Raw genomic sequence first — 22,357 nt, 5'->3', positions numbered from 1 at the left:
CGGCGTCCCCTCCGAACGCGGGAAGAACTCGTACCAGGAGCCGTACAGCGCCCGCTCCCGCTCCACCAGCAGCGGCAGCGTCTCGGACTCGGTGACCAGTTCCCGCACCGGATGGCGGGCCAGCACCGCGTCCACCTCCGGGTCCAGCGCCGCCGCCAGCCGGGAGGCGGCCGGGCGGGACTCGTCGCGCAGGGCGTCGACCGCGGCGAGCAGCACGTCGCGCTGTGCCGCGGAGCCCTCCTCCGCCTCGGGGATCCCGGCGGCGGCGCGCGCGTACAGCCGGGCGCCCTCCTCCAGGACCAGGCCGGTGTCGATGCCCGCGGGGATCTTGATGCGCGCGTGGTGCCGCCAGGTGCTGACCGGGTCGCCCCAGCCTTCCACGGTGTACGTCCAGCGGCCCGGCGCGTCCGGGGTGACGTCGGCGCCCCAGCGGTCGGTACCGGGAGCCAGCTCGCGCATCGGCGTCCACGGGCCGGGGCGGCCGTCGGGATCGCGCAGGACGACATTGGCGGCGACGGCGTCGTGGCCCTCGCGGAACACGGTGGCCGAGACCTGGAAGGTCTCTCCGGCGACCGCCTTGGCGGGCCGGCGGCCGTGCTGGACGACCGGCCGGACGTCGAGGACGGGTATGCGCCCCACGGCGGTTCCGTCACCCACGGACGGCCGCTGCGCGGAGGATCGCTCCGGCGCGGTCGGTCCGGCGGTGGCGGGGCGCTCGGAGGGTGGTGGTGCCGCGGTGCGAGGGGGTGTCGGGGGTGCTGACGAGTGGTGCGTGGCGGGCATGACCGCTCCTGTCCGCATCAACGAGGGTGGGCGGATGGATGTGGGGAGGTGGGTCCTGCGACATACGGGGTGTGGTTGGTGCCGGGTGCTGCGGGGCGTGCCGCGAGCCGGGCGCGCCGGAGCGCGGACCGGCAGGCGCGTGCCGGGGTCGGGCCCGTCGCACGGCGTGTTCGTCGTACGGCGGGCTCTGGTCGTACGGGGTCATGTACCGGAGGAGCCTTCCCACCCTATTCGGGTGAGCAATCCGGCACGTTGTTAACTACTCGCGCGTATGTATTCACAAAGTCCTGCCCCGTCCGTGCGCGAGTTCCCCGGGCCGCGGGACCCGCAGGAGTCTGTCCGGTGAACCGGGGCCCCGGCCGGACACCTTGCCGTCCGTGGCCCCCTCGACCAGCGCTCGTTCCACCTGCGCGGGCGTGGCCTTCGGTCGCGTGGCCAGGTACAGCGCCGCCGCGCCCGCCGCGTGCGGCGCCGCCATCGACGTACCGGAATAGGTCGCGCGCCCCGTGTCGCCGGTGTGCGCCGTCGAGGTGATGGACACCCCGGGGGCGAACAGGTCGAGGGCCGAGCCGTGGTTGGAGTAGGCGGCGCGGGCGTCCCGGCGGTCGGTCGCGCCGACGGTGATCGCCTGCTTCACGTCGGCGGGGGAGTACAGGGCGGCCGCCCCGCCCTCGTTCCCGGCGGCGACGGTGTAGGTGACGCCGGCGCGGATCGACGCACGGACGGCGGCGTCCAGCTGCGCGTTGTACGGGCCGCCCAGGCTGAGGTTGGCGACCGCCGGTTTCCTCGCGTGCCGGGTGACCCAGTCGATGCCGGCGATGACCCGCGCGGTGGTGCCGGCGCCCGCCGCGTCCAGCACGCGGACGGAGACCACCTTCGCCTTCTTGGCGACGCCCGCGCTCGTGCCCGCGACGGTCCCGGCGACATGGGTGCCATGACCGTTGCCGTCCCCGGCGCCGCGGTCGCCGCCCACGAAGTCCCACCCGTACGACGCCCGGCCGCCGAAGTCGCGGTGCGTGATCCGTACGCCGGTGTCGATGACGTACACCGTGACCCCGGCTCCCGAGGAGGCAGGCGTGGTGTAGCCGCCGTCCAGGGGGAGGCCCGCCTGGTCGAGACGGTCGAGTCCCCAGGAGGGCGGCTTCTTCTGGGTCCGGGTGGTGTGCCGGGTCGTGATCCTCTGGGTCCGGGCGGTCTGCTGGGTCGTGATCCTCTGGGTCCGGGCGGTCTGCTGGGTCGTGATCTCCTGGGTCCGGGCGGTGTGCCGAGTCGCGTCCAGGGCCACCCGGGTGTCCTGGACGACCGACACGACCCGCGGGTCGGCCGCGAGCCGGCGTGCCTGTCTCGGGGTCGCCTCGACGGCGAGACCGTTGAGGACCGTGCCGTAGGTGTGGCTGATTCCCGCCCCGTACCGTGCGGCGATGCCCCGGCCCGCGACCGGTGCCCGCACCCCCTCCCTGAGCGTCACGAGATAGCTGCCGTCCACGGTGCCGGGCTGACCGGCGCCGCTTATCGTCCCCTCCGGTGGTGCGGCGTGCGCGGGCGGGGTGATGGCCGAAAACACCAGGGTCGTGGCGACCGCGATGAGACCCCCCGCCCGGCGCAGACGCCGTGTCCGCGTCCGAGCCATGGTTCGAGTTCCCCTCCTCGACTCGACGCACGACGGCGGTGCCGGGTGCGCCACCCGCAGCCTCTCGTGCGGCGTGAAGTGTCACAAGGTGGCCCGCGGGGGTGGAATCGGCCATAAAGGGGCGCACTGGGGGGCTCTGGGGCGCCGGTCAGGGCAGCAGGGGGAGCCGGGCGGGGCGGGCGGCTCGTCCGGCGGGGTGCGGGAGGCCCCGGCGAGGGCCGAAGTACGGGTCCGGCGGCGGCAGCCTCCAGCAAGTCCGGCACCGACGCCGGTACCGTCATCAGAGACGTTGACGCACACTGCCGTGCGCCCACTCCTCACGCACGCCGAGGTGGAATGTGAAGGCGATCCGTCGATTCACTGTCCGACCCCTTCTCCCCGAACCTCTCCGGCCGCTCAGTGACCTCGCGCGCAACCTGCGCTGGTCATGGCATGCGGAAACCCGTGAACTCTTCCGGTCCGTCGACCCCGAGCACTGGGCGACCGTGGGCGGCGACCCCGTACGACTGCTGGGTGGCGTACGCGCCGCGCGCCTCCAGGAACTGGCCGAGGACCCCGATTTCCTGAGCCGGCTCACCGCCGCCGCCGACGACCTGAACGACTACATGACCGGCGACCGCTGGTACCAGGCGCAGTCCGCCGAGCTGCCCGCCGCCGTCGCCTACTTCTCCCCGGAGTTCGGCGTCACGGCCGCCCTGCCCCAGTACTCCGGCGGCCTCGGCATCCTCGCCGGCGACCACCTGAAGGCCGCCAGCGACCTGGGCGTTCCCCTCATCGGGGTCGGGCTGCTCTACCGGCACGGCTACTTCCGCCAGACCCTCTCCCGCGAGGGCTGGCAGCAGGAGCACTATCCCGTCCTCGACCCCAACGAACTGCCGGTCAGCCAGCTGAAGGAGGACGACGGCACCCCCGCTCAGGTCTCCCTCGCCCTCCCCGGCGGAAAACAGCTCCACGCCCGGATCTGGCTGGCCCGGGTCGGCCGCGTGCCGCTGCTGATGCTCGACTCCGACGTCGAGGAGAACGACCTCGGCGAACGCGGGGTGACCGACCGGCTCTACGGCGGCGGCAGCGAACACCGGCTCCTCCAGGAGATGCTGCTCGGCATAGGAGGTGTCCGGGCGGTACGCACGTACTGCCGGCTGACCGGGCACGCCCCGCCCGAGGTGTTCCACACCAACGAGGGGCACGCCGGGTTCCTCGGCCTGGAGCGGATCGCCGAACTCTGCGACGAGGGACTCGACTTCGACTCCGCCCTGGAAGCCGTCCGCGCCGGCACGGTGTTCACCACCCACACCCCCGTCCCGGCCGGCATCGACCGCTTCGACCGCGAACTGGTCGCCCGGCACTTCGGTCCCGGCGCGGAACTCCCGCGCATCGACGTCGGCCGCATTCTGGGTCTGGGCATGGAGACCTATCCGGGCGGCGAGGCCAACCTCTTCAACATGGCGGTGATGGGCCTGCGCCTCGCCCAGCGCGCCAACGGCGTCTCGCTCCTGCACGGCCAGGTCAGCCGCGAGATGTTCGCCGGCCTGTGGCCCGGCTTCGACGCCGAGGAGGTGCCGATCACCTCCGTCACCAACGGCGTGCACGCCCCCACCTGGGTCGCCCCCGAGGTGCTGCGACTGGGCGCCCGGCAGATCGGCGGCCAGCGCGCCGAGGACGCGCTCAGCGTCGGCGGCTCCGACCGCTGGGACTCCGTCGCCGAGATCGCCGACCAGGACATCTGGAACCTCCGCCGCGACCTGCGCGAACAGCTCGTCATGGAGGTACGGCAGCGGTTGCGCGCCTCCTGGCGGCAGCGCGGCGCGGGCACGGCCGAGCTGGGCTGGATCGACGGCGTCCTCGACCCCGACGTCCTCACCATCGGGTTCGCGCGCCGCGTCCCGTCGTACAAGCGGCTGACGCTGATGCTGCGGGACCGCGACCGTCTGATGGACCTGCTCCTGCACCCCGAGCGGCCGATTCAGATCGTCGTGGCGGGCAAGGCGCACCCGGCCGACGACGGCGGGAAGAGGCTCGTCCAGGAACTGGTGCGCTTCGCGGACGACCCGCGCGTGCGCCACCGCATCGTCTTCCTCCCCGACTACGGCATGGCGATGGCGCAGAAGCTGTACCCCGGCTGCGACATCTGGCTGAACAACCCGCTGCGCCCGCTGGAGGCCTGCGGCACCTCTGGCATGAAGGCGGCGCTCAACGGCTGTCTCAACCTGTCCGTCCTGGACGGCTGGTGGGACGAGTGGTTCCAGCCCGACTTCGGCTGGGCGATCCCCACCGCGGACGGCTCCGGCACCGACGCCGACCACCGCGACGACATCGAGGCGGCGGCGCTGTACGACCTGCTGGAGCAGCGCGTCACGCCGCGCTTCTACGAGCACGGGCGGGAGGGACTGCCCGACCGCTGGATCGAGATGGTCCGCCAGACCATCACCCTCCTCGGCCCGAAGGTGCTGGCCGGCCGCATGGTCCGCGAGTACGTCGAACGGCTCTACACCCCGGCGGCCCTGGCCCACCGTGCCCTCGACCCGGACTCGGCCCGCGACCTCGCCGCCTGGAAGGCGAAGGTGCGCGCCGTCTGGCACGCCGTCACCGTCGACCACGTCGAGACCTCCGCGGCCACCCCGACCGCCGAACTCGGCACGACGCTCGCCCTCCGCGTCCGCCTGCGCCTAGGCGACCTCACCCCCGACGACGTCGAGGTCCAGGCCGTCTCCGGCCGCGTCGACGCGGAGGACCGCATCACGGACGGCACGACGGTCCCGCTGAAACCGGCGGGCGGCCCCGACCTGGAGGGCCGCTGGGTCTACGAGGGCCCCCTCTCCCTCGACCGCACGGGCCCGTACGGCTACACGGTCCGCATCCTCCCGGACCACCCGCTGATCGCCTCGGGGGCGGAACTGGGGCTGGTGGCGGGGCCTTCGGAGGAACTGGTGGAGGGGGCGGGGGTGTTGATGCGGTAGGGGATGGGGTGAGGTGACGACGGGTCCCGCGGCGGGTGTGGTTGCCGCGGGGCCCGTTTCTTATTGCTGATCCCGCGCCGCTGTCCGAGGGGCGACAGGCTCTTGCATTGCGCAGCAGGTTGAGGCGGGAGCGACCCTGATCGTCACTAGGCACGGTGGGCCGATTATGGGCATCGTTCCGATAGAGCGCCTGGACGAGCCTGTCCATCAGTTCCGCACCGATCCCATGGGGACCTGGACATCCCCGACCTCGAACTACCCGCCATCACGGAAGGGAGATCCGCGCCAGCCTGCGCGGCATGGGAGGCGGCCTCGATGATTAGCGTGCCGGTCGCCATCGCCGACACCAACGGCCTCTATCGCGTCCTCGCGAAAAAGGATGCACGTCACGCTGAGCACTCCGCCGCGCTCGCCCGTGTCGGCCACCTGGCGATCTCGCCCCTGGTTTTCGCGGAGTTGGACTACCTCATCAGCGAGAAGAGCGGGAGCCGTGCGGCCGGCATCGCCCCGGACTTCATCGGCAAGCAGGCCGATCTTCAGCGATTCGAGATTCCGGATGTCGGCCCGCACTTCCGGACGGCCGTCAGTGTGGCGCAGGCGTATCAGGACGTTGGCGGCGGCAAAGGTGCGGGCTTGACGGACGCCATGAACGCAGCCCTCGCCGCGGCCTATCGGACTGACACCGTCCTCACCACGGACAAGCACTTCCGAGTCATGCGCCCCTGACCCGTCACGACGCGTTTCGGCTGTTGCCCGACGACCTCGACGGGTGACGCTTCACGTACACAGTCCTCAGTTCCCTGGGTGGTCCTTGAGGCTGCGTATCAAGGCCCGCAGGCGAGGTGCAGTCGTGGTGAGGATGACATCCGGGTTGTCGCTCTCGCGGAGGTGGACGGGTCCGGTGAGGGAGGTGGCGACGTAGACGCAGTTCGCGGCCTCGGCGCTGTACGTGGACTTTTGCCAGGTGAGTTCGGGCATGGCGGGGTTCCTCATTGGGTGCTGACGATGTGGTGGATGAGGTCCCGGGACTTCGGCTCCGGGAGTGCGCGGGACTTCATGCGGTCCAGTACGGCACGGTAGCGGCCCAACTGGGCCTCCGCGTCGAGGAATTCGCAACCGTGGTCGGTGTCCAGGACGACGGTGTCGAGCTGGGGGACGGGTCCGGTAGCGAGCGTGATGGGCTGGCCCGCGGCGGGAAAGCCTGTCTGGCCGAAGGGGATCACCAAGACCGTGATCGTGGGCTGTTCGCTCATCTCCAGGAGGTGGCTGAGCTGAGCACGAGCGATGTCCGGTCCTCCGAAACTCATGCGTAGGGCCGCTTCGTGAACGATGGCCGTGTAGGGAGTGGGAGTGCCCTCGAACAGGACGGCTTGTCGCTTCACTCGGTAGGAGACGCGGTGCTCGATCTCGTACGGGCGCAGGGGCGGAACCGCTTCGCGCATCGTGGCACGGGCATGGTCAGCGGTCTGTAGCAGGCCCGGCATGTGGACCGTCACTGCCACGCGCAAAGTCACGGCGTGGTGCTCCAGTTCAGCCAGGTCGAGCAAGCCGGAAGGCAATGTGTCCCGGTACTCGTCCCACCACCCCCGCTTACGGCCACCGGTCATAGCGGCCAGGGAGTCGACGTAGGCCTCGTCCGCACAGCTGTAGTGGTGCGCGAGAGTGCGCACGCGGTCGGCGCTGACCGCGTAGCGGCCCGCCTCGATATTGCTGATCCGAGCTTGCGGGCCGCCGAGGAGCGCCGCAGCCGCGGTCGACGTGAGTCCGGCACGCTCACGGAGCTTGCGCAACTCCGAGCCCAGACGCTGCTGGCGCAGGGTCACGGCGAGGTCGGGTGACATGGTTGTTCGCTTCTCTGCTCGGTGTGGGCCTTCAACGTCACCCACGCGAGTGGCAATTGGTAGAACTTCGCAGGTTCAATGGAAGGTCTTACATTGGCGACGCTACGTTGTGCAGCACAAGCCGCTCAACAGCCCCGCCCCTAAGTCGGAAGCGCACCCACCAGGCACTGCCACCGCCCGGCGCGGGCCATGAGCGAGCCGTTCGATTCCCCTTTTTCTCCGGAGGAGTTCTCATGGTCACCGTAGCCCCGCCCGACACCTGGGTGTACGCCCTTCGGCTGCCGCATGACCCCCGCGCCGCACGGGTCGCACGTATGACCGTGCGGGCGGTGCTCCGCGGGCACGGGAGGGAGGAAGTGCTCGAAGCCGTCGAGTTGTTGGCCTCCGAGCTGGTCACCAATGCCTACCTGCACACCAGGGGGCCCGCCTCCCTGCGGATGACCGCCTTGAGTGACGGGCGGGTCAGGGTCGGCGTGTGGGACAGCCACCCGTACATCCCCGCGCCCTTCGCCAAGCTGCCCGGAGATCGGGTTCCGCCCGCCGACGTGAACCGTGAGGGCGGGCGCGGGCTGTACCTCGTGCAGGAGTACGCGGACTGGTGGGGCGGGTGGCCGCTGGAGGGTGGCAGGCTCGGGCGGGGCGGGGGGAAGCTGCTGTGGTTCGAGGTCGGGGGAGGGCGCGGTGGCCTCGAAGGCTGAGCATTGTCGGTGACCGGAAGAGTAACTGCCTTGCACATGAGGTGACTTGAGTGACCTGTTGTCAGTGGCCCCCGATAGGTTCTGCATGCGCCACGGGCCGCAGGGCCGCGCCGCGCACACCGTGACCGGTACGACCGGCATGCCCCGGACGACGTAGGGACACCCATGGAACCCGTATTCGCCGACTTCTCCATCACTCCGGCCCAGCTGTCGAACGCCGTGGTCGCCCACCACCGCTGCGGGATCGCCCCCTCGCACCTCGCGCTGGGCGCCGGCGGGCACATCCGGCTGGACTTCACGGTGGGTGAGGGGGAGGAGGTCGCCGAGGCCGTCGTCAGGGTGACCGTGCTCGGTGCGGGCGCTCCGATGGACGTCCTGCTCAACGGCAAGGCCCTGGCCGAGAATTTGGCGACACCAGGGGACGAGGGACACAGGGGACACAGCGACCCGCGGGTCACCATTCTCAGTGTGCCGGGGGAACTCCTGGCCGCGGGTGACAACCTCCTCGAGATACGCAACCCGGAGGGCGCGGAAGGGCTGCTGCGGCTGCGCGCCGTGACCGTGGACCCCGCGCACGACCGGGAGCGGTCGGAGCGCGCCATGGCGGCCCGGGCGGCCGGACGGTCCGTCGTCGCCTTCACCACCGAGGTCCGCGCCCCCGGCTCCACCGCCTGGCAGCCCGCTTCCCGGCTGCTCTTCCACATAGAGAGCATCGACAGCGGCGAACGGGCCCTGCCCGCCCACCTCTCCTGGCGCGGGACGGACGGATCGGAGGCGGCCATCGGGCTGCGCGCGGACCTGTCCGGTTTCCTGGGCCACCGTACGACCGCCGAGGGTGCGGTGACCGAGTACCGCGGCTCTCCCGCCGACCGCTGGGCCTACCCCGAGGGCACGGTCGGAGCCCCCCTGCACCGGTTCTCCACCGAGGAGGGGCACGACGGCACCTGGTCCCCCTCCGGCGAGCTGCGGCTGCTGCTCGACGACGGAGGGGCGCCCGTGGAGCGCGTGTCCTGGACCGACCGGCGGGGCACCACCGCCTCGGTCGTCCTCGGCTCCGCCGACGGGCCCGGCCCGACGGAACCCGCCGGTGAGCCGCGGGACATCACGCGTACGGTCGTGGGCATCGAGGCGAGCGACGAGTTCGACGTGGTGGGCGAGGTCGCGGAGAACCTCCTCGGCAAGTCCTGGAGCAAGTGGCTGGCGAACGACGAGACCGCCGAGCTGGACTTCACCCTCGAACGCCCCGCCGCCATCACCGTCTACCGGCTGACCTCGGCGAACGACGCCCCCGAGCGGGACCCGCAGGACTGGGAGCTGCAGGGCTCGCACGACGGCGGCCACTGGACGACCGTGGACTCCCGCACCGGTGAACGCTTCCGGCAGCGTCACGAGACGAAGGAGTACTCCGTCGCCTCACCCGCGTCCTACGCCCGCTACCGCCTGAGCATCACCTGCAACCACGGCTCCGACCAGACCCAGCTGTCCCGGGTCCAGTTCCTCGCGGCCGAGGTCCCGGCCGCCGCGCCGACGCGGAGCGCCGCCGACTTCACCGGTTACCGGGCGCCGCGCGGGGGCGATCCCGTCGGATACCGGGGTACGAGCGTCCCCGGCCCCTGGTCCGACGTGCCCGGCCGGGAGGAGGGGAAGGAAGCGGGGCAGGCCCTGCCGCAGCTGCTCGCCGGCGACCTCGGCGACACGGCCCGCGGCCTGGACGACGCCGCCCGGCTCATCGGCAAGCTGGCGGCGTACCTGAAGAATTCCTGAGGCCACGGCGCCCCACGGTGGCGGGCGGGTCGAGGTCGGCGCGGGGCGGCCATCCGTACCTTCCCGCGTCCTTCGCCGAGCCGCACGGGGACCGGGGGCCGTCCACCGGCGTGGACCGTGGGGGGCGGGCGGCTCGGGCGCGGTGGCGGGAGGCTGTCGTGGTTCGCGGTGGGTGCGCCGAGGGCCGTGTGTTCGCAGACGGTGCCGGTCGGCTGCCTCCGTCGCTACCTGAGATCGATCATCCGGACGGGTTGCCCGGTCGTGCGGGCGATCGTCTCGAAGTCGCGGTCGTAGTGGAGCAGTGTCAGTTCCGCTTCCTCCGCGACGGCCGCGATCAGCAGGTCGACCGGTCCCGCGCTGCGGTGTTCGCCCTTGGCGGTGAGCTGCTCCTGGACGACACGAGCGCGCCGGAAGACTCCGTCCGGCATCGGGCACCAGGTCAGCTCGTTCAGGCGCGAGGCGATGATCTCGCGGTCCTTCGTGGAGCGTGCCGAGTACTGCACCTCGAGTTCGGTGAGGTCGCACAGAGCGATCAGCCCGGCGCCGATGCGACGCTCCCAGTCCTCGGTCGCCTGGCGCAGCAGCACGCGGGCGAGGGCGGAGGTGTCGATGAGGTAGTCGGCCACGCTCAACGGGCGGTACCACCGCGGTAGGTGCGCTTGTCGAGAAGGGCTTCGGCGTCGAGGCCGCCGTCCGCCGCCAGGTCCTGCAGCTCATGGAGGGCGCGCAGGCGGCGGTTGCGTGCCACTATTTCGCGCAGGGCGGTGTTGATCGTGTCGCGCTTGGTCGTGGTCCCGAGTTCCCTGGCCGCAGCTTCCAGCGCTTCGTCGTCGAGGTCGATCACCGTACGGCTCATGACTCTCCTCCATGTATACGCAGGCGTATATCAATGTACCTGATCGGGTGTACATGGGTGGTTCGCCGGACGTGCGTTCCGGCATCCTCCTTCACCACGAGGTGGTCGGCCACGCTCAGCGGGGGGCGTCACCGCGCTTCGCGCGTCGAGAAGGGCTTCGGTGTCGAGGCCGCCGTCCGCAGCCAGGTCCCAGAGACCTCCGTGGCGGAGGTGATTTCCCCCAGTGTCACGCCGACGCCGTGCGGTAGAAAGCGCTTGTCCACCCCTCCTTCCTGTGTCAGGCTACGTGGCGCTCGATCTTGCACGGCCGTGACAACTCGCTGAGGTGTGGAGCCCATGGTCCAGAGAAGTGTGTGGTGCGGACGTGCCGGTCTCGGGCGGCGGTGCGCGGTCGGGCGCCCTCAGCCGAGGTCAACGGGACACTCTCACCCGAGGCAGACGAGACACTCTCACCCGAGGCGGACGGGACACTCTCACCCACCCGTTCAGGGATGACGCGACCAGAGCGTCGGCGACCGGATGTCGGCACTCCCGTCCGGCGCGGCCCTCTCCAGTACGGCATAGCCCAGCAGGAGTGGCTCTACTACCGGAAACACGGGCGGGCCCGCCACCCACGCCAGTGCCTGTGGCTGGATCTCCCCGCCGGTCTGTCCTCGGAGGAGGTCGGTGGAGCCGTCGCCCTCATGGTGGAGCGACACGAGGTGCTGCGCACCACCTTCCCCGCCGACCACAAGGGCGACCCGGTGCAGACCGTCTGGCCGCCGGTTCCTGTCCCCCTGCGGCGGTTCGACCTCTCCGGTGCTCGCCCTCGGGCTGCCGAACTGGACGCCTTCTGCGACGCCCCGTTCGACGTGTTCGCCGAGACGCCCCTGCGGGCCGCTGTGATCCTGCGGGACGCGGGGCACCGCCAACTCCTCCTGGTGATCGCCCACATCGCAATCGACTACCGGGGGCAGGAGGTCCTGTGCGAAGAACTCACCGAGGCCCTGTCAGCGGCGGCGTCAGGCCGACCCGTGGTGCTTCCTCCCGTCGTATGCCAGCCGCTCGACCATGCCCTCGCGGAGGCGGGCGCCGACGACGGCAGCTGTCTCGATCACTGGCGGAGTGTCATCTCCGCCGCGCCGGCCGGGATCTTCCCCACCGCCGTCATCCCGGAACAGGTCCGCTACACGAGGGTGGGACTGGCGTCGCCGGCGCTCGGGGAGGCCCTTCCCCTCCTTCACCGCGAGCACCGTCTGCCGCTGGAACCGGTACTCCTCACAGCCCTGGCCATCTGCCTCGCCACGATCTGCCGACAGCCCGTCATACCCCTCTCGTACACCTGGCCCGCACGCGAGCCCGAGCGCACGAGGAGACTCGTCGCGTCGGTGATGCGGGACATCATCCTGAACATCGACCTCTCGGACGCCCCCTCCTTCGTCCAGGCCGTCCACCGGACCGACGAGGCGATGCGCTTGTGCGCGCTGCACAGCCAATATGACGTCTACGGCCTCCTTCAGGCCGACTCCCTGATCAACCGCCGGCGCGGCGCGTGGCGCCGATCCGCTGTCTTCGTGAACCTCGGACCCGGCCCGGACTCCGGGTGGCCCCGCACACCGCCCGTGCCGCACGCCGCCGATCCGCGCGACCTGCTCCCCGGCAGTTCGGTGACGGCCGAGACGGGAGCCGAGGAACACTACGACGACTTCAACCTGTACATGTCCCTCGCCCTTGGCGAGGGTGGCCGTCCGGAGATCTTCCTCGCGGCGAACCAAGCCATCCTCACCGAGTCCGAGGCCGTCTCCCTCGCCCGGGGCATCGAGGCGATGCTCGTCGAACTCGCACTGGCCGACGACCTGTCCATGGCCGAGGCCCAACGGGTGAGCGGTCTGACGCCAAGGCTGGTCGGCGAGGACTGGATCTCGCTCGACGGGTCGTGGTTCCACCACGGGCTCACCGAGGAGATCCTGCGCAGGCACGAGGGGGTGGCCTCCGCGAGCGCGCGGGTGGAACCGGACGGAACGACAGTCGCGTACGTCGTCACCCGCCCCGGGGGCCCGTCGCCCGCCGAACTCCGCGAGTTCCTCTTGGCACACCTGGACTTCCGCCACGCTCTGGTGGTGCCCGAGCGCGTCGTCGTGTCGGAAGCCGCCGGGGCCGAAGGGCGGACCGCCGCCGAATACGGGGAGAGCACGGTGGAACGAGCCGTCCGTGCGTCGGTGCGGGAAGCCAACGAACTCGGCGACGTGGACATGTCCCTCAGCTACGTGGAGGCCGGCGGCCTGCTGAGGCGCGTCCCCGTGGTTCTCGCCCGTTTGCGGCAGCAGGGGGTGGAGGGCTTCGTCGCCGGTGACTTCCTGCGGCCGTGCAGCCTGCGCACACTCCCGCTGCTGCGAGCGTCGCGCCGAGCGCTCGCCCGCGAATGAGCGACGGGCCCCGGTTCCCGCGATCACCACCCGCCCCCGTCCCGACGAGCCATGGGAGAACCCAGATGTGGATCCTTGGTGTGAACGCCCCACCCGCCGGGTGGCACGACGCCGCCGCCTGCCTCGTGGACGGCAGCGGGAACGTCATCGCCTACTCCGAGCAGGAGCGCCACAACAGAGTCCGCCATGCGATCGGTGACGGCTTCAACAAGCCCGTCGGGGCCGCGCGGTTCTGCCTCGACCAGGCCGGAATCACCATCGACGACATCGACGTGATCGCCATCGGCTGGAACGTCGACCAGATGTTCCCCGGGTTCTTCGCGGACGAGCGTGAGCTGGCCACGCACGCCACCGGATTCGACTTTCCGGGACGGCTTCCCAGGATCGTCCGCGTCCCCCACCACGAGGCGCACGCCGCGTCGGCCTTCTACGCCTCACCGTTCTCCGAGGCAGGCGTACTGGTCATCGACGGGAACGGCGAGAACGAGTCGACCAGCATCTGGTCGTTCTCCTACGGCCGTGCGCCCGAACTCAAGCGCGCCTGGCCGCGCACGGCCTCCCTGGGATACGCGTACGACGGCGCCTCGGAGTGGCTCGGCTTCCACCATCTGAACGCCGGCAAGACCATGGGGCTGGCCGCCTACGGACGGGCTCAGGGGCTCTCCGTGGAGACACTGCTCGACATCGACGGCGGTGACCTCCGGCCGGCGGTCCCCTCGCTGCCGGAGAGCCACGGACAGGCGACGATCGACGAGATCGGGCGCCACTACGGCGCGACGGTGGCCGCCTGGCGCGACCTCTACTCCAAGCTTGCCGGAGCCGACGGCCCCACCGTCCCGGTGCACCGGCTGCCCGAGGACCCGGCCGCCGTGCTCGTCGCCTACACCGCACAGCGCCTGATCGAGGACGCGGTGACGTCCCTCGCCTCCACGGCCAGAGGGCTCGCGGGCGTGGAGGAACTCTGCCTGGCGGGAGGTGTGGCACTCAACTGCAGCGCCAACGGCGTACTGCCGGGGCCCGTGTTCGTCCCGCCCGTCCCGCACGATGCCGGGGTGGCACTGGGCGCCGCGTGGACGGTGTGTCCCCCGCGAAGGACGGGCGAGGCGATGAGCCCCTATCTGGGGGAGGACGTGCGGGCACCCGGCGTCGCGCACCCGGAGATGTCCGGTCTGCTCCGCACCGACTTCGACGCCGACCAGGTCACGGACCTCCTGCTCGACGGACAGGTGGGCGCGGTCGCCCAGGGCAGGGCCGAGATCGGCCCGCGCGCCCTGTGCCACCGCTCCATCCTGGCGGTGCCGGACACCGCGGACGTACACGCCCGGGTCAACCGGATCAAGCACGCGAGCGGTGGCGCCCGTTCGCCGGCGTCACCTTCGCGGAGTACGGCGCCAGGCTGTGGGAGCGGCAGGAGCACCTCAGCCGTTACATGCTCGGCGCGGCCCGCGTCACCGACGAGGCCCGGCGGGTCGCTCCCGGTGTCGTGCACGTCGACGGCACGACCCGCCCGCAGGTCCTGGCCTCCGGCGCGGCTCCGGCGGTCGAGGCGGTACTGGAGGGGCTCGCCGGCCGCGGAGCGCCCCCCGTCCTCCTCAACACGTCCTTCAACGACAAGGGCGAGCCCATCGTCAACAGCGCCACGGACGCCCTCGCGGCGTTCCGTTCCATGGACCTGGACTTCCTCGTCCTTGACCAGACGCTCTACCGGAAGGCGTCCCGCGCACGATGAGCATCAGGCGATCAGCGGCGCGGGCGCTCCAGGGGCGGGCTGCCCTGTGAGCGCAGGCGCGCGGCCAGCGCGGAAAGGTCGCAGGGTAGCCGGAAGTCGTCGAACCGCAGCCCGGTGAGCCCCTGGCGCGCGAGCAGTTCCAGCACCTTGGGTACGGCCGCCAGGCGTCCGCCCGCCTCCACGTACCCCTCGTGCATGCTCACCGCCTCCAGACCGCCGGCTCGGATCGCGGCATCGTGCAGGGCCTGTTCGCGGCCCGGGGCGGGGCGGGCGAAGCGGGCGGAGGAAGGCTTGGAGCCGGAGCCGGAGCCGGGATCGGAGCCGGTTTCGGCCGGCTCGCCGTTGATCAGGAAGCGGTCCGGGACGACCAGGGCGTGCCGCGGCCCGACCTTGTTGAGCAGGAACCGGCGCAGTGCGAAGGCATCCGAGTCCGGGCCTTCGGCGGTGACCGCGGCGCGAAGTGAGCCGTCGTCGGTGAAGGCCGGGCCGCGGTGACGCCCGGGTGTTCCCGCAGAGCCGTCTCGATCAGGCGGAGATCGGCCCAGGACCCGTCGACCGTCACCCACCCGGCGTCCCGGACACCGTGCACACCGTCCCGGGCGCCCCGGTCCGGCAGGAACTCCGCGCTGGCGAGATCGGGGTCGTCGGCGAATCGGACGAGGATGCGCTCGACCCGCAGCATCAAGGCGAGGGCGCCGTCCGCGTCCAGCACGGCGTCGTTGGCGGAGAGGAACACCTGCGGACGGCCCTCGGGGCCGGGAGCGCGGACATGTACAGGAGGTGCGGGCCGTCCTCGAAAGGCACCGGGGGCAGGTGTGTGCGCTCCGTGCGGCCTCGGGTGAGCAGCGGGGCGAGGTCGGGCGAGGAGCCGCCGTCGCCGTCCGCGCCCTCCGCCTCCGCGTGGTAGTGGAAGTTGACGAAGACACCCGGGTGGGTGCGCGCCCCTCGGTGACGTCCCGCGCGCGCCTCGGCCTCCAGCAGTTCCAGGACGTCGCAGTCGCTTCGTCTCGCGGCCCGCAGACTGGCGTGCATCGCTGCCGCGGCCAGGTCCTGGAACCGGCCGTCGCGGGGAACGCCGACGGCCAGAACGAGGTCCCTCGTGACGGAACCCATCATCTGCCGGGTGGGCCGGCTGGCCCGGGACGACCATGCGGTGGCGAACGCGACGCGGTCCTGCCCGGACACCGCGGACACGGCCAGGGCCACCGCCGCGAGGAAGGCGGAGGGCACCGAGAGCCGCCGTCCTATGCGGGTGAGCGCGGGACCCAGCGCCCAGGAGTCCAGGTGGACGTGGTGGTATCCGACCTCGGGCGGGATCACCGGGACGGCGAACGGGCCGCTCGGAAGGTGCCGGAACTCTTCCTCCCAGAAGCGCAGGTTCCGCGCCCGGACGGCCCTCATCCGCTCCGATCGTTCGAGTCGCGCCTGGTCGACGGGGTGGTGGACCACGGGAGGCAGCTCCGGCAGCTCACCGCACGCGAGCGCGTCCAGGATCGTCCGCAGTTCCCGCAGCATGACGTCCATCGACCAGGCGTCGATCGCGATATGGGCCATCACCAGGGTCAACTCCCTGCGGCCATCGCCCTGTTGTGTGAGGGCTGCCCTGATCGGCCACTCGCTCTCGATGCGGAACGGCGCCCGCAGGGAGTCGTCCGACGGGTGGAGGCGCACCCGCTCCGGTTGCCACACCCGCTGCACCGCCTGACCACTCTCGTCCTGGGCGAAGGTGGTGCGCAGCACCTCGTGGCGGGCGACAAGGAGGCTGACAGCCTCCTCCACCTGCCGCTCGCCGAGGGAGTCGGGAAGTTCCACGTCGACGCTGGGACCCCCGAACGGCTCCGATCCCTCACACACCGTGTGGATCCACTCCACCTGGCACAGCCCCGACTGCAGAGGGCCCGAGCGTTCGAGCACCGGCATGACGCGTCCTCCGTTCAGGAGCCGGGTCGGCTCGGCTCGGAAAGGCGGCTCCACGACGGCGTCGCGAAGGTCTTGCTCGCCACTGCCGCGCGGGCCGACCGGATGCGCGGTCCGTGCGTTCCCCGCGACCCTCCGCGCCGAGGCGCCAGAGTGGTGCGCCGAGCCCGACTCGGGTTTCCCGGAACGATCAATTGGCCAGCAGTCGGTTCAGCCGGCGCCGAGCCAGCACGAATCCGGCCACGGACATGGCCAGCAGATAGCAGACATGGCCCGCCGTCCCCGAGGTGAGGCGGCCGACGGACAGGTCCCGCAGCAGTTCCACGCCCTGGTAGAGAGGAGTGAGCCGTACGATCGCCTGTCCCCAGCCCGGGTAGGTCTCGAGGGGGAACACGGTTCCCGAGCACATGGTCATCACGAGCATCCAGATGCTCACCTGCTCGAAGTCCTCCCACCGGCGCATGAACGTGGTCGCGGCCATGCTGACGGCTGCGAACGCCAGGCTGATCAGTGCCGCACCCGGCAGCGCCAGGAGGACCCACCAGGAGGGTGCCAGGCCGAGGGCCGCCATGGAGACCAGGAACGCGGACGAGTAGACCCCTCCGCACAGCAGTGCCCAGGCGGTCTCGCCCGCGGCCAGCTCGCCGATCGTGAGCGGAGTGGCCAGGTAGCCCTCGTACAGCCGCTGGGTGAGCTTGGCGTAGAAGGAGTAGGTGGTCTCGTTGACCACGCCGGAGACCGCGGCTGTGGCCAGCATCGCCGGGGCGACGAACTGCTCGTAGCTCATGATCTGCCCGTGGACGGTGACCTCGCCGATCAGCCTGCCCATCCCCATGCCGAGGGCGAGGAGCAGAATCACCGGCTCCAGGAGCGTGGAGAGGAAGTTGGGCCAGGCCCGGCGGTTCAGCAGCAGGCCCCGCAGCACGAACGTGCCGGAGCGGTGGAGCTTCGCGCCCGCTGTCGCGAAGGTGGGCATGGGCGGCAACCTCTGCTTTCGGTCGGTGTGCGGTCAGTCGGAAAGGTGGCGTCTGAACACCAGCAGCGTCAGGGCGAAGCCGACCGCCGCCCACAGCAGCAGGACCCCCAGGTGGCCGGCGAGGAACGACGGGGCCGTACCGGAACCGGCCGTGAACGCGCCGGAGAGGCCGCGGCACAGTTCGACTCCGTGCCACAGGGGAGAGATCCGGATCAGCGGCTGCACGGCCGCCGGCAGGTCCTCGACGGGGAAGAACACCCCGGAGAACATCGACAGCGGCAGTACCACCAGCCGGGACACGGTCATGAGGTTGGCCGAACTGGTCAGCCGGGCGGTGAAGGCGAAGAGGGGGGCCGCCGCCGCCAGGGCCACCACCATGGCGACCGGCACCAGCAGCAGGCACAGCCAGCTGTCGAACACGCCCAGCAGTGCGGCCACCGCGCAGAAGACCGCGGCCGACACGGCCGCGCGGATGGTGATGAAGAACAGGTGACCGGCCAGCACCTGGCCCAGGCTGAGGGGGGCAGTGAGCATCCGCTGGTACCGGTCGGTCAGCCGGATCGCGGCGTACAGGGGGAAGCCCGCCTCCTCCGCGGCCGTCTGGAAGGCGACGACGGCCAGGAGTCCGGGCGCCAGGAACTGGACGTAGGAGAAGCCCTCGACGTCGTTCTCCACGTAGCTGCCCGCTCCGATGCCGACGACACCCAGGTACAGCAGCGGCATGAGGAAGCTGGTGAAGGTGGTGGCCCGCCAGGTCCTGCGGTAGAGGGTGAGGTGGAAACGCGCGACGCGCAGCGTGCCGTTCAGCATCGTCGCTACTCCACGAGTGAGCGCCCGGTCAGGCGCAGGAAGACGTCCTCCAGGGTGCATCTGCGCTCGAGTGTCCCGCTCGGCCGGAGCCCGGCGCGGTGGACCGCGGCCACCGTCTCCTCGGCGCTCTTCACGTAGAGAAGGACCCGGCTCCCCAGGACCTCGACCCGCTCGGCCAGCGACCGGAGTGCGGGCAGGTGCGAGGGGTCGCAGCCGTCGTCGTGACGCAGTTCGACGACTTCGGGGGTGCCATGGGCCCGCAGCAACTGCGCGGGCGTGCCGGAGGCCACGATCCGTCCGCGGTCCACGATGGTGATCCGGTCGCTCAGTTGCTCGGCCTCGTCCATGTAGTGGGTGGTGAGAACCACGGTCACGCCGTTCCGCTTCAACTCCCGCAGCCGGTCCCACAGCAGATGGCGGGCCTGGGGGTCCAGCCCGGTCGTGGGCTCGTCCAGCAGGATGACGTCCGGCTTGTTCACCAGGGCGCGCGCGATGGTGAGCCGGCGCGTCATGCCGCCCGACAGCGAGTCGATGAGGTCTTTCGCCCGGTCGGTGAGCTGGACGAACTCCAGGAGTTCCACGGAGCGTTCCCGGGCGGCTTTTCGGCTCAGCCCGAAGAGACGGGCATACGTCGTCAGATTCTCCAGAACCGTCAGTTCGCGGTCGAGATTGTCCTTCTGGGGCACCACGCCCAACCGCGCCCGGATGGCGGGACCGTCCTTCACGGGATTCATACCGAGGATGCGCAGGCTTCCACCGGAGGGCGTGGAAGTTCCGCTGAGCATACGCATGGTGGTGCTTTTTCCGGCGCCGTTCGGCCCCAGCAGCGAGAAGACCTCGCCGGTCCGGACTTCGAAGTGGATGTCGTCGACCACTTTCGAATCGCCATAACGCTTCATCAGGCCCTGGGCAGATATCAGTGCGTCCCCGGTTCCCATCACGCTCCGCCCTCTGATTCACGATGCCATTCGGCGATGCTAACAGCAGCCCCCGAGTCCCGTCACAGTCGAATTTATTCGACAGTTCGACGGAGGCCCGAAACTGCTCAACTGGCTTGTGACGCAAGCTGATTGGCGGAGGTGCGCTCTTGCCGCCGAGAGGAGGTGCTGATTAGCATGTGGGCATGCATTCCTCGCGGTTGGGAAGACCTCTCCGTATTGCGATGTTCAATGCGGCGGCGCCTGGTCACATCTATACAAGTCTGGAAGTCATCAGGGAGCTGGCCGCTCGTGGGCACCGGGTCACTTATGCCATACCCGAAAAATACGCGGACATCGTCTCCTCCGTGGGGGCGGAACCCAGGCTCTACCACTGCACATTGGGTATGGACACCGGGGACTGGCTGAAGAAGGGGCCCGTCGGCTGTATGGAGGCCGGCTTGGCGGACAGCATGCAGGCCCTTCCGCAGCTCGCCGCCGCCTATGCGGACGACGACCCGCCCGACCTCGTCCTGTACGACTGGCTCACCCCCTACGCGCGCATCCTCGCCCGTCGGTGGGGAGTGCCCGCGGTGATGCTGGCGCAGATGTCGTCCTGGGAGCCCACGGAGGAGCAGCGGGCCGAGGCCGCCCTGTACTCGTCCGACCCCCGCCACGAGGCGCATGAGCGTCGCTATCGCGACTGGCTCGACCAGCAGGGCTTCGCCGACATGGCCGTCTACACCTTCGCGAACGAACCGGACCGGTCCCTCGGCCTCATCCCGAGATTCCTCCAGCCGTACGCCGACAGGATCGATCCCGCCGTCCACACGTTCGTCGGGGCGTGCCTGGGGGACCGGTCCCACCAGGGAGGGTGGGAGCGTCCACCCGGGATGGCCGAGGCCGACCGGCTCCTGCTCATCACCCTCGGCACCTCGTACTCGGACGAGCCGGGCTTCTTCGAGACTTGCGTCGAGGCGTTCGGGAACCTGCCGGGCTGGCACGTGGTGCTGCACGTCTGGCGGGACTCCGACCGGGCGGCTCTGGGCACGGTGCCGGCCAACATCGAGGTGCACGGCCGCATCCCCCAGCTGGCCATCCTGCGCCAGGCGGACGCCTTCATCAGCCGCGGGGGCATGGGAGCCGTCCTGGAGGCCCTGGACTGCGAGGTGCCCATGGTCACCATCCCCAGGGGCGCCGATCAGTTCCTCAACTCGCAGACGCTGCGGGAACTCGGCGTGGCCCGCGAGATCCCAGCCGAGGAAGTGACCGCCGAGGCGCTGCGCTCGGCGGTGACGGGGCTGGTCGACGACCCTGAGGTGGCCGATCGTCTGAGCCGGCTCAAGGAGGAAATGGTCCAGGAGGGCGGGGCGCGCCGGGCCGCCGATCTGCTCGAGGCCGAAGTGCGCTGAAGCGGCACCGCCGACCGGGAGGCCATGAGTGAGTACGTCATCCCCCGATGTCACCGTCATCCTCCCCTGCGCGGGCTTCGGCGTGCGCTTCGGCGCCCCGTACTCCAAGGAGTTGCACTGCCTGGCGCCCGGTGTCTCCGTGATCGACCGGAGCCTGGAGACGGTCGTCGAACTCGCCAGGTCCGGACTGAGCGTCCGGCTGGTGGTCGTCTTCAGGACGCACAAGCTGGATGTGGTCGGCCATCTCGCCGACTACACCCGGGACCTGAACATGGTCTTCGTGTACCAGGACGATTCCTTCGAGGACAGCCTCAGCGGGGCCATCCGCACCGCACTGCCGCTCGCCGAGGGACGGGTCGCCCTGGTGCTGCCGGACATCACGCTCGTGGGCCCCGGCAGCGAGCGGAGCCTCGTGGAGGCGGTGGGCAGGACGGAGCCGTCCGGCTGGTGCGTGGTGGCTGCCAGAGGGTTCGCCCCGGAGGCGCTGCGCGAGCTGGGAGCGCTGAGGCTGGCTGAGCACGAGGAGGGCGTCAGGGTGCTCGCGGCGGAGGAGAAACCCCGGCGTCCTGACGGCTTCAACGCCGCGTGGGCCATGGTCGTCGCGGGCCCCGAGGAAGCCCACCGGCTCCCGGAGGTCGCCCTCCAAGGGGCGGACAGCCCGCTGGCCGGTGCGAGCGCCGTCGAGGTGGCCGGGTTCATCAACTTCAACACGGCGGAGACGCCCGGCATGAGCTTCGCCCACCGAGATCGGTGACGCCCCGGAGTTCGGTGACGTCCGGGAGTTCAGTGACGTCCGGGCGAGCCGCGCACGGCACATGACGGGTCACAGACGCACTCGGGGCTGCCGTACACGGCGTCCGGCCTCGGAGAAGGGGTGACCGCCGCGCTGCTCCGGGGCACCCTCGTGGGCATCGCGGCCACGGCGACCCCGCGGGCGGCCGGCCACCGTACGGTCTCTCCCTCGGCCGGACCCGCTCGGACCGGTATCGCGCCGTGACTCGAGGGTCGGCTCGACGACGCGGCCGGGGGGCGTTCGCACAGATGCCGCCCGCCGCTGTCGCCATTACGGACGGACGCTGTCGCCGGTACGGACGGATCGCTGGATCTCCGTGCGGGCTACTCCTGCAGTCCGGCCGTGGCCAACCCCCGCAGCACCGTCCCGCAACGGCGGGCGTACGCCTGTTGCAGGCCGCGCGTCGCCGGGCCGCCCGCCCGGGCGTACCACTTGGCGGGGCGGCTGAAGGCGGACACCGTCAGCCAGACCGTGCCGTCTCCCGTGCGGTCGACGACGAAGGACTCCTCGCCGGATTCGGGGTGGCCGGGCAGTGTGCCGTAGGCCCAGCCGGCGCGGCGGCGTTCCTCCAGGGTCCAGACGACGCGGCAGGGCGCCTTTATCAGGCCGCCCAGGGTGACCGTGACGTCCACGTCGGGGGCCGCGCGCTCGGCACTCGTCTCGATGCCGACGCCGAGGACGCGGTGCATCTCCCAGGTGAGGACCGCCTCGGCGGCGCGTCGGAACACCTCCTCGCCCTCGCCGAGGCGCGTACGCACGTGCAGGGCGTGGAAGCCGGGCGGGCAGAAGCCGGGCTCGCGCGTGGCGCCGACGTCCTCGTACGTGAAGTCCGCAACTGACATGGGACCCAAGAGTAGGGCGCACCCGGA

Annotated in this window: 19 protein-coding genes and 1 pseudogene; 8 read left to right on the top strand and 12 right to left on the bottom strand. The window is 70.9% G+C overall.

Features of this window, described 5'->3' with window-relative positions; all coding sequences use genetic code 11:
• Window positions 1-783 (bottom strand): maltotransferase domain-containing protein (locus tag BM536_RS10865; protein ID WP_143650881.1); only part of this gene is annotated, 783 nt, incomplete at its 3' end.
• A gap of 277 nt (window positions 784-1,060) precedes the next feature.
• Window positions 1,061-2,413, bottom strand: coding sequence for a S8 family peptidase (locus BM536_RS10860; RefSeq protein WP_073492790.1), 1,353 nt, complete (start codon window positions 2,411-2,413; stop codon window positions 1,061-1,063).
• A gap of 338 nt (window positions 2,414-2,751) precedes the next feature.
• Between BM536_RS10860 and BM536_RS10855 the strand changes: the two genes are divergently transcribed.
• The gene (locus tag BM536_RS10855; protein ID WP_073492792.1) at window positions 2,752-5,370 is read left to right on the top strand and encodes a glycosyltransferase family 1 protein; all 2,619 of its coding nucleotides are present in this window, start codon (window positions 2,752-2,754) and stop codon (window positions 5,368-5,370) included.
• A 324-nt stretch (window positions 5,371-5,694) separates the two neighbouring features.
• Complete coding sequence (locus BM536_RS10850) at window positions 5,695-6,096, top strand: PIN domain-containing protein (protein ID WP_342748791.1); 402 nt, start codon at window positions 5,695-5,697, stop codon at window positions 6,094-6,096.
• Window positions 6,097-6,162: 66 nt separating this feature from the next.
• On the opposite strand, the gene BM536_RS10845 is transcribed toward BM536_RS10850, so the two are convergent.
• Both BM536_RS10845 and BM536_RS10840 read right to left on the bottom strand, forming a co-directional pair.
• The gene (locus tag BM536_RS10845; RefSeq protein ID WP_073492794.1) at window positions 6,163-6,348 is read right to left on the bottom strand and encodes a DUF397 domain-containing protein; all 186 of its coding nucleotides are present in this window, start codon (window positions 6,346-6,348) and stop codon (window positions 6,163-6,165) included.
• An 11-nt stretch (window positions 6,349-6,359) separates the two neighbouring features.
• The gene (locus BM536_RS10840) at window positions 6,360-7,211 is read right to left on the bottom strand and encodes a helix-turn-helix domain-containing protein (protein WP_073492796.1); all 852 of its coding nucleotides are present in this window, start codon (window positions 7,209-7,211) and stop codon (window positions 6,360-6,362) included.
• A gap of 233 nt (window positions 7,212-7,444) precedes the next feature.
• Here BM536_RS10840 and BM536_RS10835 point away from each other — a divergent pair, with 233 nt between their 5' ends.
• Both BM536_RS10835 and BM536_RS10830 read left to right on the top strand, forming a co-directional pair.
• On the top strand, window positions 7,445-7,909 hold the full coding sequence (locus BM536_RS10835; protein WP_073492798.1) for an ATP-binding protein: 465 nt from the start codon (window positions 7,445-7,447) through the stop codon (window positions 7,907-7,909).
• A gap of 165 nt (window positions 7,910-8,074) precedes the next feature.
• Window positions 8,075-9,673, top strand: coding sequence for a discoidin domain-containing protein (locus BM536_RS10830; protein WP_073492800.1), 1,599 nt, complete (start codon window positions 8,075-8,077; stop codon window positions 9,671-9,673).
• Between the two features lie 224 nt (window positions 9,674-9,897).
• On the opposite strand, the gene BM536_RS10825 is transcribed toward BM536_RS10830, so the two are convergent.
• Window positions 9,898-10,305: a PIN domain nuclease gene (locus BM536_RS10825; protein WP_073492802.1), complete on the bottom strand. Its 408-nt coding sequence runs from the start codon at window positions 10,303-10,305 to the stop codon at window positions 9,898-9,900.
• The gene (locus BM536_RS10820; RefSeq protein ID WP_073492804.1) at window positions 10,302-10,529 is read right to left on the bottom strand and encodes a type II toxin-antitoxin system VapB family antitoxin; all 228 of its coding nucleotides are present in this window, start codon (window positions 10,527-10,529) and stop codon (window positions 10,302-10,304) included. The genes BM536_RS10825 and BM536_RS10820 overlap by 4 nt, the downstream gene beginning before the upstream one ends.
• A 491-nt stretch (window positions 10,530-11,020) precedes the next feature.
• Between BM536_RS10820 and BM536_RS10815 the strand changes: the two genes are divergently transcribed.
• Both BM536_RS10815 and BM536_RS42695 read left to right on the top strand, forming a co-directional pair.
• The gene (locus BM536_RS10815; RefSeq protein WP_073492806.1) at window positions 11,021-12,934 is read left to right on the top strand and encodes a condensation domain-containing protein; all 1,914 of its coding nucleotides are present in this window, start codon (window positions 11,021-11,023) and stop codon (window positions 12,932-12,934) included.
• Window positions 12,931-14,663: pseudogene (locus tag BM536_RS42695) on the top strand (carbamoyltransferase C-terminal domain-containing protein). Before BM536_RS10815 ends, BM536_RS42695 begins: the two are co-directional and overlap by 4 nt.
• Window positions 14,664-14,674: 11 nt before the next feature.
• Here the strand turns inward: BM536_RS42695 and BM536_RS10805 are convergent.
• The 5 genes from BM536_RS10805 to BM536_RS10785 form a co-directional block, all read right to left on the bottom strand.
• Window positions 14,675-15,229, bottom strand: a complete 555-nt coding sequence (locus BM536_RS10805; RefSeq protein ID WP_094102851.1) for a hypothetical protein — start codon at window positions 15,227-15,229, stop codon at window positions 14,675-14,677.
• Between the two features lie 115 nt (window positions 15,230-15,344).
• The gene (locus BM536_RS10800; RefSeq protein WP_073492810.1) at window positions 15,345-16,583 is read right to left on the bottom strand and encodes a condensation domain-containing protein; all 1,239 of its coding nucleotides are present in this window, start codon (window positions 16,581-16,583) and stop codon (window positions 15,345-15,347) included.
• 187 nt (window positions 16,584-16,770) lie between these two features.
• A complete protein-coding gene (locus BM536_RS10795) occupies window positions 16,771-17,556 on the bottom strand; it encodes an ABC transporter permease (RefSeq protein ID WP_073492812.1) in 786 nt (261 codons plus the stop codon).
• A gap of 33 nt (window positions 17,557-17,589) precedes the next feature.
• Entirely contained in the window at window positions 17,590-18,366 is a 777-nt protein-coding gene (locus tag BM536_RS10790) for an ABC transporter permease (protein ID WP_073492814.1), read from the bottom strand.
• Window positions 18,367-18,371: 5 nt separating this feature from the next.
• Window positions 18,372-19,265 (bottom strand): ABC transporter ATP-binding protein, encoded by an 894-nt coding sequence (locus BM536_RS10785; protein ID WP_245873363.1) that lies wholly within the window; start codon window positions 19,263-19,265, stop codon window positions 18,372-18,374.
• A 224-nt stretch (window positions 19,266-19,489) separates the two neighbouring features.
• Here BM536_RS10785 and BM536_RS10780 point away from each other — a divergent pair, with 224 nt between their 5' ends.
• Both BM536_RS10780 and BM536_RS10775 read left to right on the top strand, forming a co-directional pair.
• A complete protein-coding gene (locus BM536_RS10780; protein ID WP_073492837.1) occupies window positions 19,490-20,695 on the top strand; it encodes a macrolide family glycosyltransferase in 1,206 nt (401 codons plus the stop codon).
• Between the two features lie 28 nt (window positions 20,696-20,723).
• On the top strand, window positions 20,724-21,449 hold the full coding sequence (locus tag BM536_RS10775; protein ID WP_073492818.1) for a glycosyltransferase family protein: 726 nt from the start codon (window positions 20,724-20,726) through the stop codon (window positions 21,447-21,449).
• Between the two features lie 362 nt (window positions 21,450-21,811).
• Here BM536_RS10775 and BM536_RS10770 read toward each other — a convergent pair whose 3' ends face one another.
• Entirely contained in the window at window positions 21,812-22,330 is a 519-nt protein-coding gene (locus BM536_RS10770; protein WP_073492820.1) for a DUF1990 domain-containing protein, read from the bottom strand.
• Window positions 22,331-22,357 lie beyond the last annotated feature (27 nt).

This window comes from Streptomyces phaeoluteigriseus, from assembly GCF_001896135.2.
Classification (GTDB): domain Bacteria; phylum Actinomycetota; class Actinomycetes; order Streptomycetales; family Streptomycetaceae; genus Streptomyces; species Streptomyces phaeoluteigriseus.
This window is presented reverse-complemented; position numbering and strand designations above follow the sequence as displayed.

Coding starts and splice junctions, on each gene's coding strand:
- BM536_RS10860 (WP_073492790.1), bottom strand. CDS start 2,413: ATGGCTCGGACGCGGACACGGCGTCTGCGCCGGGCGGGGGGTCTCATC.
- BM536_RS10845 (WP_073492794.1), bottom strand. CDS start 6,348: ATGCCCGAACTCACCTGGCAAAAGTCCACGTACAGCGCCGAGGCCGCG.
- BM536_RS10840 (WP_073492796.1), bottom strand. CDS start 7,211: ATGTCACCCGACCTCGCCGTGACCCTGCGCCAGCAGCGTCTGGGCTCG.
- BM536_RS10835 (WP_073492798.1), top strand. CDS start 7,445: ATGGTCACCGTAGCCCCGCCCGACACCTGGGTGTACGCCCTTCGGCTG.
- BM536_RS10830 (WP_073492800.1), top strand. CDS start 8,075: ATGGAACCCGTATTCGCCGACTTCTCCATCACTCCGGCCCAGCTGTCG.
- BM536_RS10820 (WP_073492804.1), bottom strand. CDS start 10,529: ATGAGCCGTACGGTGATCGACCTCGACGACGAAGCGCTGGAAGCTGCG.
- BM536_RS10815 (WP_073492806.1), top strand. CDS start 11,021: ATGACGCGACCAGAGCGTCGGCGACCGGATGTCGGCACTCCCGTCCGG.
- BM536_RS10800 (WP_073492810.1), bottom strand. CDS start 16,583: ATGCCGGTGCTCGAACGCTCGGGCCCTCTGCAGTCGGGGCTGTGCCAG.
- BM536_RS10795 (WP_073492812.1), bottom strand. CDS start 17,556: ATGCCCACCTTCGCGACAGCGGGCGCGAAGCTCCACCGCTCCGGCACG.
- BM536_RS10790 (WP_073492814.1), bottom strand. CDS start 18,366: ATGCTGAACGGCACGCTGCGCGTCGCGCGTTTCCACCTCACCCTCTAC.
- BM536_RS10785 (WP_245873363.1), bottom strand. CDS start 19,265: ATGAAGCGTTATGGCGATTCGAAAGTGGTCGACGACATCCACTTCGAA.
- BM536_RS10780 (WP_073492837.1), top strand. CDS start 19,490: ATGCATTCCTCGCGGTTGGGAAGACCTCTCCGTATTGCGATGTTCAAT.
- BM536_RS10770 (WP_073492820.1), bottom strand. CDS start 22,330: ATGTCAGTTGCGGACTTCACGTACGAGGACGTCGGCGCCACGCGCGAG.